Origin of the sequence: Anaerotignum sp., from assembly GCF_045122575.1 — a bacterium.
Taxonomy (GTDB): domain Bacteria; phylum Bacillota; class Clostridia; order Lachnospirales; family Anaerotignaceae; genus Anaerotignum_A.
Genome location: NZ_JBGVHV010000070.1, coordinates 1 through 9,654 on the forward strand (window position 1 = coordinate 1; position 9,654 = coordinate 9,654).

Sequence of the window (9,654 nt, forward strand, 5' to 3'; positions counted from 1 at the left end):
CTGCAGATCGTATGTGGCAACCTTGGGAGAAGGTACCAGCCATCTGTCTTCATTGGGGTTGGGTTCTTCCACACCGCCGTTGAAGAAGAAAGTAACATGGGCATATTTTTCTGTTTCTGCTGTTCTCAGCTGTTTCAGACCCAGAGAGGAAAGATATTCGCCCAGTGTGTTTGTCAGCTTCTGGGGTTTGAATGCCACTTCCTTATTGGGGATAGTCACATCATATTCTGTGAAGCAGATAAATTTCAGATCCTGAGGTGCTTTTTCTCTGTTGAAACCATCGAACGCATCATCACACATGCTGCGTGTGATTTCTCTTGCTCTATCGGGACGGAAGTTATAGAAGATCACTGCATCGTGGTCGCTGATCTTACCAACAGCCATGCCGTCTTCTTTTACGATCACGGTAGGTACCACGAATTCGTCTGTTTTGCCTGCTTCATAGGAATCTTTGATGGCCTGCACCGCATTTGTTGCAGTTGCGCCTCTGCCCAGAACCATGGCATTGTAAGCTTCTTCCACGCGTTCCCAGCGTTTGTCTCTGTCCATAACGTAGAATCTGCCGATCACGGTTGCGATTTCGCCTACGCCGATCTCACGGATTTTTTCTTCCAGCTGTGCAGTAAAATCTGCGCCGGATGCGGGAGGTGTATCTCTGCCGTCCAGGAATACATGTACATATACTTTTTCCAGGCCGTTTCTTTTTGCCAGCTGCAGCAGTGCATACAGGTGTGTATTATGGCTGTGTACGCCGCCATCAGAAAGCAGACCGTACAGGTGCAGGGCAGAATCATTTTTCTTGCAATGTTCCACTGCTGCCATCAGGTCGGGATTTTCAAAGAAGTCGCCGTCCTCGATGGATTTTGTGATACGTGTCAGTTCCTGATATACCACACGGCCTGCGCCCATGTTCAGATGGCCTACTTCGGAGTTACCCATCTGGCCTGCAGGCAGACCAACGTCCAGACCGCTGGCATAGCCCTGTACAAAGGGATATTTCTGCATCAGGCTGTCCATCACAGGTGTATTTGCCTGTTTGATGGCATTGCCTTCTTCTTTTTCATTGATGCCGTAGCCGTCCAAAATCATCAAAAGTGTTGTTTTCTTATCCATTTTTGCCTCCTTTTTTCAGGGGCTTTGCCCCATCACTTGAGAACAATCTTATCTGTTGTAGTGTACGATGGAAGTGAATTCTTCCTTCAGGCTTGCGCCGCCAACCAGGCCGCCATCGATATCTTCCATGGCGAACAGTTCTGCAGCGTTTTTGCCGTTTACGCTGCCGCCGTACTGGATACGTACTTCTTCAGCAACTGCTTTGCCGTATACTTCTGCCAGTACTTCACGGATGGCATGGCAAACTTCCTGTGCCTGTTCGGACGTTGCTGTTTTGCCTGTGCCGATTGCCCAGATGGGTTCATAAGCGATAACAACTTTTTTCACATCTTCTGCGGAAACGCCTGCCAGGCCGCATTTGATCTGGATGCGAACCCATTCGATTGTAATGCCTGCTTCACGCTGTTCCAGTGTTTCACCGCAGCACATGATGGGAACGATATCTGCTTCCAGTGCTTTTTTTACTTTTTTGTTTACGGATTCATCTGTTTCGCCAAAGTACTGACGACGTTCGGAGTGACCCAGAACTACGTAGCCAACGCCCATTTCTTTCAGCATGGGAGCGGAAACTTCGCCTGTGAATGCACCGTTATCTTCGAAGTGCATGTTTTCTGCACCAACGCCGATGCCTGTGCCTTTCAGTTCTTCCAGAACGGGGTACAGATCTACGAAAGGTACGCAGAATACGACTTCTGCCTGATCGGATGCAGCCTGTTCTTTCATCAGTTTGCAGAATTCTGCTGCTTCCTTGGGTGTTTTATTCATTTTCCAGTTGCCTGCGATAATTTTCTTTCTCATTTTGCATTACCTTCTCTTTCTGCCGCGAAGGCTTTCTCCGCAGCCATCTCTGCCATCCGAATCACATCTTCTCCGCTCATACCGGATTCCACTGTGAGACGGGGAATGGCATTTCTTATCGTTTGTCTAGTGATGACGCCTTTTTCGATGGTAAACTGCATCACATAGCCATCGTCCTCCAGAAGTTTCTGGGACTCGGCCGTATACTGCCCATTGGGATAGGCCATGGCTTTCACATGAGCTTTCTGCAGGTTTTCCGCCAGTGTGGCTTCGCTTCTCTGCATCCCTGCCAGAAAGGCTTCCTCTTGCCCTGCTTCCACAGGAACATGGTCTGCAGAATGGCTGTATACCTTCAGCCAGCCCGCTTCGTCCATTTCTTCCGCCTGTTCCCAGGTGAATTTTTTCAGACCATACTGTTCCGTGATAAAATCCGTTACCGCAAACACAGCTGCCGGTGAATTGTATTTTTTGAACAGGGGATATGCAATTTCGTAATTGCTGTAATAGCCATCGTCCATGGTGATGCAGATATATTTATCCTGCAGCCCAAGACCCATGCCGTTCAGGCTGTGATCGTTCTCTGCCCTTCGTAAAAGACTGTCCAGTTTTTCCAGCGTGATGACCTGATATCCCTCAGATCTGAAATACCGCAGATGGTCTTCCAGTTCTTCTTTCGTAGACACCATGCCATTGCCGCTTTCCATATTTCGATCAGCGAAATGGTGATACATCAGCACGGGGATATATTCTCCGTACAATTCTTCCGGAGCAGCCGCTTCCACTTCAATCTTTACATATTTCAGCTTTGTCGCAGTTTTTTCCTCCGCCCCATAAGCGACGCTCATGGAGAGGAAGGAAAAAACCATGGCAAGGAAAATCGTACTTTTTCTCCTCATCATTACTGCCCTTTTTCTTCTGATCTCTTATTTATCATCCACTGCAACTACGCCGGGCAGTTCTTTGCCTTCCAGGAATTCCAGAGAAGCGCCGCCGCCTGTGGAAATGTGTGTCATTTTTGCACCGTAACCAAGCTGGTTTACTGCTGCTGCAGAGTCACCGCCGCCGATGATTGTTGTTGCATCGATTTCAGCCATTGCTTCTGCAACTGCTTTTGTACCTTTTGCGAAGTTTTCGAATTCGAAAACGCCCATAGGACCGTTCCAAACAACTGTTTTTGCACCTTTGATAGCATCTGCAAACAGTTTTCTTGTTTCTTCGCCGATATCCAGGCCGCCCCATTCGTCGGGGATTTCACCTGTGGGTACTGTTTTGAATTCTGTGTCGTTTTTGAATTCTTTTGTGATTACTGTATCTACGGGTGTCAGGAATTTTACGCCTTTTTCTTCTGCTTTTTTCATCATTTCCTGTGCGTAAGGGATTTTGTCTTCTTCCAGCAGGGAGTTACCAACTTTGCCGCCTTTTGCTACAGCGAATGTGTAAGCCATACCGCCGCCGATGATCAGTGTATCTACTTTTTCCAGCAGGTTGTTGATTACGTTGATTTTATCGGAAACTTTGGAACCGCCCAGGATTGCTACGAAAGGTCTTTCGGGGTTATTTACTGCGTTGCCCAGGAATTCGATTTCTTTTTCCATCAGGTAACCAACTGCGGATTCTTCTACGAATTCTGTTACACCTACTGTGGAGCAGTGTGCTCTGTGGCTTGTGCCGAAGGCATCGTTTACGAATACATCTGCCAGAGAAGCCAGTTCCTTGCTGAAGTTTTCTTCATTTTTTGTTTCTTCTTTTCTGTAACGAGTATTTTCCAGGAGAACAACATCGCCGTCTTTCATTGCTGCAACAGCTGCTTTTGCATTTTCACCTACAACAACATCATCTTTTGCAAAAACAACTTCTTTTTCCAGCAGTTCAGACAGTCTCTTTGCTACAGGAGCCAGAGACAGTTCGGGTTTTGCTTCACCCTTGGGTTTGCCCATGTGGGAGCACAGGATCACTTTACCGCCTTCTGCCATCAGTTTTTTGATTGTGGGCAGTGCTGCTGTGATTCTGTTTTCGTCTGTGATCACGCCATCCTGCAGAGGTACGTTAAAGTCACATCTCACCAGCACGCGTTTTCCTTTTACCTGTAAATCTTCCACTGTTTTCTTATTCAGCATTTGTATTTCTCCTTTCTGCTTTGACCATGAAAGTCATACAATAAAATCTTTCCCAATTTTTATTCTATTATTTTATAATATATATATATCTTGTTGGGACAAAAAACGTCCCTCAAGAATATTATACGTCAGGAATTATTTCCCCGCAAGTCTTAACATTTCCATTGCAGCTTCTTCATCTGTAACAAAAATACCGTTTGGAATGCTGTGGCTGACTGCCAGCAAGCTTTCCGCCTTTTTCTTCCCTCCTGCAACCACAATGATGCAGTTCATTTTATCGATCTCATTGAAATCGATACCGATGGAGCGTGTCTGATACACTACTTCTCCTTTTGCGTTGAAATAGTAACCGCAGGCTTCTGCAACGGCATTGTCTTTTTCCAGCTGTTTGCGGATCTGATCCTCCAGATGACGTTTTTCCGCCATTTCCAGAGCATTGCCCACACCAAGCAGCAGGATATTCGCCTGTTCCATTTCTTTGATGGCATCGGCGATATCGGGGTCTTTTTTCATTTCATCCAGCACATGGGGGCTCAGATTATCGGGCAGGTGCAGCAGACGATAATCGGACTGCAGTTTATCTGCCAGTTTTGCCGCCAATGTATCCGCCTGCAGTTCCAGACGGCGGCCAATACTGCCTCTGGCAGGTACGACCAGTTTTGCTTTTCTGTCCAGACCTTCAGGCATTGCCTCAACCAGTTCCGCCATAGCAGAACCGCCGGCAATAGCGATCCGCAGTGTGTCTTCCGTATTTTCGAAAAGCACTCTTGCTGCCAGCTGACCCATTTCCTTCTGGGCACGTTCGCTGTCGGCACTGTCGCCCTGAGCAATGTATACTCTGTTTGCACCCAGTGTGTCTGCCAGTTTTTCTTCCAGAACAGACAGCCCTGTCAGTGCAGAGAAAACATTTTCCAGACCTTCCAGCACTTCTATGCCTTCTTCCGTCAGGCTCATACCGATCTTGGAAACATGGACCAGATTCTGGGCCGCAAGACGTTCTATCTCACTGCGCACTGTTCTTTCCGTCATGCCAAGGGAAAGCACCACCAGACGGCGTCCGCAGGGCTGCAGCAGGCGTACGGTTTTCAAAACGCGGTAGCGTTTCACCATTTCCTCTGTCAGATCCGGTGCTATTTTTTTCACCAGTTGTAAAGTATGTTCCATTGATTCTTTCTCTCCTCCATGGATATATTCTGTCCCGCAAAATCATTTTTGTCCCACCACAGGCAAAAAAAAGAGGGTATGGAGGTATGCCACCCCTCTCTTTTTTCTCTGATGAAAATCAAGCCTGCTCTACTTTTACGGAATCATCTACATCGTTATCTGTGCAGCAGCATTCACCGTCTTCACAGAATTCTTCTTCCAAATCGTCCCAGTCATAATCCCAATCTTCTTCGTATTCGTCATCCATTTTTGTTTTCAGCAGGTATACAACGCCTACTGTAACAGCAATCAGGACAGCTGTTACCAGTGCGATCACAGCAAACAGTGTTTTTTTATCTTCGCCGTCTTTCAGAATGATGATTCTATCTCTCAGACCGTCAAAGTTAGGGGCTGTTTCAAAATACTTTTTCATAATCGCATCTCTCCTTTGGACTTTATGATTTGCTTTCACCGAATTTTTTTCTCAAGAACTCTTTGTTCTTGCGCATTTCACTATATTCATAGTATGCCTTTTTCAGGATCTGGCGTTCATCGTTAAACTTCAGCAGATGATAAGCCTCGTGGAATTTATAAAAACCGGCATCCGCAAAGAATTCCTCGCTCTGGGGCTTGCAGTAAAAAGAGTTTGCACTCATCAGATACCAATGCACTGTTTTGCTGACGGTATCTTCATTGCCCTTGAAGGTATACTGAGTCTTGCCGACGTATTTGATAATCTCGCCGTTGGCACCGCTTTCCTCTTTTACCTCACGCAAGGCTGTCTGCCGATAGGTTTCGCCTTCCTCTACGGTTCCTTTTGGAAGGACCCAGCCCATGTACCTGCCATTCTGGTTTTTATACAGCAGAAGGATCTTCCACTTGTATATGACGATGCCGCCGCAGCTTACTGCTTCTATCATCGTTTTCCCTCCGCCTTCTTCAGTTTTATTTCTGTTCATAGTATATCTCTTTTTCGTTTCTTTTTCAAGGGATTTCCAGAAAGATTCTTATTATTTTGGACTTTTTCCATCCCAGCTGGATCCATTCCGACCTTTCCCCACCGTATCTGACAAAAAAAGTGAATATTATGCATCTTTTTTTTGCAAAAACCATTCCGCTATTAAGATATTTCAAAAAAACAGTTTTTGTTATAGTCATTTTTCACAATTTTTGTTCTGTTTTCATCGCAGTCAGCATGCTTAATTTCATACAGAAGCAGTATGCCTTTGTAAAAACTGCAGAAGATCATGATATTTTCCGCCTTCAGCCATAAAAAACCACCCTTTTTTTTCATAAGGATGGTTTTTCATTTCAATCATGCAGCACGTGATTATTCTTTATCAAACTCACGTTCCATATTCACTTTGTCCATCTGATAACCGCGGATACCTTCTGTAGGATCATCTGTCAGCGCCTCTCTGCTGAAGGTATTGACACGCTGGATCCCTCTGGCATCGTGGAAAATAGACGCTGCCCCATTGGTACAGCCACCTTTGCAGGCCATGCCTTCGATCAGATTTTCAGGCAGTTTTCCGAAAGAAGCCAATTTCAATGCCTTGATGCATTCATCAATGCCGTCACAGCGCAGAGGGTTGATCTCCACATCCAGACCTTCCAGTTTTGCCACACGGCGTACGCTTTCCGCCACGCCGCCGGTTCTTGCAAAAATACGGCCATAGGAAGAAGGATCGCCGGCATTGACTTCAGGCAGATGCGCAATATCCAGATTCTTGCCGTCAAACATCGCTCTCAGTTCTTCAAAAGTCAGTACATAATCGATAACGCCCTGTACGTCCGGCTGTTTGATCTCTACTTTTTTCGCCGTGCAGGGGCCGATAAATACGATTTTTGCCAGGGGATCCTTGGCTTTGATGGCTCTGCCAATGGCGATCATAGGAGAAACCGTAGTAGAAACATGATCCATCAGAGCAGGATAGTTCTTTTTCACATAATCCACAAAAGCAGGACAGCAGGAAGTAGTTTTCCACTTCTTTTCCCCAATGGTGTGAGCAAATTCTTCTGTTTCCGCAATCGCCACCATGTCACCGCCGATGGCTGCTTCCACCACATCATAGAACCCCAGTTCCTTGATGCCGGCAAAAACCTGCCCTACTTTCACATGACCAAACTGGCTGGCAACGGCAGGGGCAACAGCCGCATAGACATGGTAATTTGTATTATTGAAAGAATCCTGCAGTAGATGCATGACATTCATCACGAAAGATTTATCAACGATTGCGCCGAAAGGACACTGGTGGACACATGCACCGCAGGAGATGCATTTATCATGGTCGATCATTGCCTTTCTGTTTTCATCCATTTTTACTGCGCCGACAGAACATGCACGCATACAGGGACGCATCACCTCACTGATGGCACCAAAAGGACAGTTCTGCTTGCATTTGCCGCATTCGATACACAGTTCCTGATTGATATAAGCTCTGTGGTTGACAATGGAAATCGCTCCTCTGGGGCAGTTTTCCTGACATTTATGACCCAGACAACCACGGCAGGAGTCGCTGACTACAAAACGGTCAATGGGACATTCATCGCAGGCGGAATCCAGCACATTGATAACGCGGTCATGTTTTGACGGTTCCAACACCAGATGCACACGATCTTCGATGATATGACGTTCTTTGTAAATACAGCAGCGGAACATCGCTTTTGGCCCGGGAATGATGGCCTCTGCAATGTCTCTTTCCAGAAAAGGCCCTTTTTCCAGCGCACCGCTGTAAAAACGGCTTGCCACCTCTTTATTGACCAGATATTTGATGTACTGCACGTTGCTTTCGAAATTGTTCATTTTTTCCCATCCCTTCGAAAAAACAATCTTAATAACAAAAGCGCATGTCCAAAATCACACCTATGCAGTTCAGGAACATACGCTTATTTTTCTTTCATTTTTCTTTGGATCAGCAGGGAAATTTACATTTTATCCCTTTTCTGTCATTCTAGCATAGATTTGTTTCGCATGCAACTTAATTCCTTGAGAATATTTACTATATTCTCAAAAAGAAAAAAGTCTCTATTTGTATGAAACCAACAGAGACTTTCTTTGTATAAAATTATATTTCTACATCATTTTTACCAGCGGTATGGAAACGATCATGGTCGTTCCCTTGCCGGGAGTACTCTTGATTTTTACCTTTCCCTGATGGAGCGCCGCCCCATTTTTCACAATGGAAAGCCCCAGACCGGTTCCGCCGTTTTCCGCAGAGCGGCTGGGATCCACCCGATAAAAACGCTCAAAAATACGTCCCTGATCTTCCTTAGCGATACCGATGCCCGTATCTGCCACTTCCAGAATCATATTGCCTTTTTCTTCCTTCAGTGTCATACAGACCTCGCCGTCCTGCTTATTGTAACGGATGGCATTATCACAAAGATTATACACCATTTCCGTCAGCACAGGCTTTACACCAAAAAGACGCAGCGGTTCCGCATTGACAATCAGACGTACATTTTTCTTTTCCGCCGGAATCTGCAGCCGTTCCGCAGTTTCCCGCAGGAGCACATCCATTTCCACCCATTCTTTTTCCAGAAAACTGTCTTTTTCATCCAGTTTGGACAGTTTGATGATATCCTGGATCATCACAATGAGCCGCTGGGCTTCATCATAAATTTTTCCGGCAAAATGGTTCATATCCTCCGGACGCACCATGCCGCTTTTCATGATTTCCGCAAAGCCGGAAATGGAAGTCAGAGGTGTTTTCAATTCATGAGAAACATTGGCGGTAAACTCCCGTCTCATCTTTTCTCTTCCCTCTTTTTCCGTCACATCAAAAAGAACCAGGATCACGCCGGCATTTTCTTCTTCACGGAAGACAGGGTTGGCAAACAGTTCACATACCCTGCCGCCCAATTCCAGTTTTTCTTCCCGATGTTCCCCTTTCAGGGCTCCTTCCACCCCACGGCGGAAGGTTTCGCTGCGGTTCAGCTGAAACACATTCTGTCCCTCTTCCACATTGGAAAGGCCCAGAAGCTGCAGAACCCCTTCGTTATAAGAAAGCACTTCTCCCTCTGCATCCAGAACCAGAAGCCCCTCCTGCATATTGGAAGTGATCGTATCAAACTCTTCTTTTCTGCGACTCAGTTCCGCCATCTGTTTCTGGATCTGTCTGTTCTGGGCACCGATCTTTCGCAGGAGCGGACTCAGTTCATCATAGACCACGGCCTGCTCCGGATGCTCCAGATCCAGTTCATTGATAGGCTGAGTGATTACTTTTGCCGTCCGGAAGGCAAGGAACAGGGAAACACACCCAAGCACAATCAGGATCAGAACCATCGGATATGTCATGGTAAAGAACACGGTCAGAATGCTGGCTGTTTCAATGGAAAGACGCACTACGCTGCCGTCATCCATACGAACGGCACAATACCATGTCTTTTCTGAAAGGGTCGCCGAAAAACGTTCTCCTTCCCCATGGCCTGTGCGGAATGCCTCCTGCACTTCCTCACGGTCGGCATGGTTTTCCATTTC

The 9,654-nt window shown here is 46.3% G+C and carries 9 protein-coding genes; all 9 read right to left on the reverse strand.

Going from position 1 to position 9,654, the window contains the following annotated elements; genetic code table 11:
• On the reverse strand, positions 1-1,113 hold a 1,113-nt coding region (gene gpmI, locus ACJMLT_RS03280; RefSeq protein WP_405726539.1), incomplete at its 3' end, for a 2,3-bisphosphoglycerate-independent phosphoglycerate mutase.
• 48 nt (positions 1,114-1,161) lie between these two features.
• Positions 1,162-1,911 (reverse strand): triose-phosphate isomerase, encoded by a 750-nt coding sequence (gene tpiA / locus ACJMLT_RS03285; RefSeq protein WP_405726542.1) that lies wholly within the window; start codon positions 1,909-1,911, stop codon positions 1,162-1,164.
• Positions 1,908-2,810, reverse strand: coding sequence for a polysaccharide deacetylase family protein (locus tag ACJMLT_RS03290; RefSeq protein ID WP_405726545.1), 903 nt, complete (start codon positions 2,808-2,810; stop codon positions 1,908-1,910). The genes tpiA and ACJMLT_RS03290 overlap by 4 nt, the downstream gene beginning before the upstream one ends.
• A 24-nt stretch (positions 2,811-2,834) precedes the next feature.
• Complete coding sequence (locus ACJMLT_RS03295) at positions 2,835-4,028, reverse strand: phosphoglycerate kinase (protein WP_405726548.1); 1,194 nt, start codon at positions 4,026-4,028, stop codon at positions 2,835-2,837.
• A gap of 135 nt (positions 4,029-4,163) precedes the next feature.
• A complete protein-coding gene (locus ACJMLT_RS03300) occupies positions 4,164-5,192 on the reverse strand; it encodes a sugar-binding transcriptional regulator (RefSeq protein WP_405726551.1) in 1,029 nt (342 codons plus the stop codon).
• 118 nt (positions 5,193-5,310) lie between these two features.
• Positions 5,311-5,604, reverse strand: coding sequence for a hypothetical protein (locus ACJMLT_RS03305; RefSeq protein WP_405726554.1), 294 nt, complete (start codon positions 5,602-5,604; stop codon positions 5,311-5,313).
• 22 nt (positions 5,605-5,626) lie between these two features.
• On the reverse strand, positions 5,627-6,091 hold the full coding sequence (locus ACJMLT_RS03310; protein ID WP_405726556.1) for an NUDIX hydrolase: 465 nt from the start codon (positions 6,089-6,091) through the stop codon (positions 5,627-5,629).
• A gap of 410 nt (positions 6,092-6,501) precedes the next feature.
• Positions 6,502-7,977 carry a 4Fe-4S dicluster domain-containing protein gene (locus ACJMLT_RS03315; protein WP_405726559.1) on the reverse strand — a complete coding sequence of 492 codons (1,476 nt, stop codon included), beginning with the start codon at positions 7,975-7,977 and terminating at the stop codon, positions 6,502-6,504.
• A 270-nt stretch (positions 7,978-8,247) separates the two neighbouring features.
• The coding region (locus ACJMLT_RS03320; protein WP_405726562.1) for a sensor histidine kinase at positions 8,248-9,654 on the reverse strand (1,407 nt) is incomplete at its 5' end.

Excerpts from the sequence above, each read along its gene's own strand:
- ACJMLT_RS03305 (WP_405726554.1), bottom strand. The coding sequence starts at position 5,604 with ATGAAAAAGTATTTTGAAACAGCCCCTAACTTTGACGGTCTGAGAGAT.
- ACJMLT_RS03300 (WP_405726551.1), bottom strand. The coding sequence starts at position 5,192 with ATGGAACATACTTTACAACTGGTGAAAAAAATAGCACCGGATCTGACA.
- ACJMLT_RS03295 (WP_405726548.1), bottom strand. The coding sequence starts at position 4,028 with ATGCTGAATAAGAAAACAGTGGAAGATTTACAGGTAAAAGGAAAACGC.
- tpiA (WP_405726542.1), bottom strand. The coding sequence starts at position 1,911 with ATGAGAAAGAAAATTATCGCAGGCAACTGGAAAATGAATAAAACACCC.
- ACJMLT_RS03290 (WP_405726545.1), bottom strand. The coding sequence starts at position 2,810 with ATGATGAGGAGAAAAAGTACGATTTTCCTTGCCATGGTTTTTTCCTTC.
- ACJMLT_RS03310 (WP_405726556.1), bottom strand. The coding sequence starts at position 6,091 with ATGATAGAAGCAGTAAGCTGCGGCGGCATCGTCATATACAAGTGGAAG.
- ACJMLT_RS03315 (WP_405726559.1), bottom strand. The coding sequence starts at position 7,977 with ATGAACAATTTCGAAAGCAACGTGCAGTACATCAAATATCTGGTCAAT.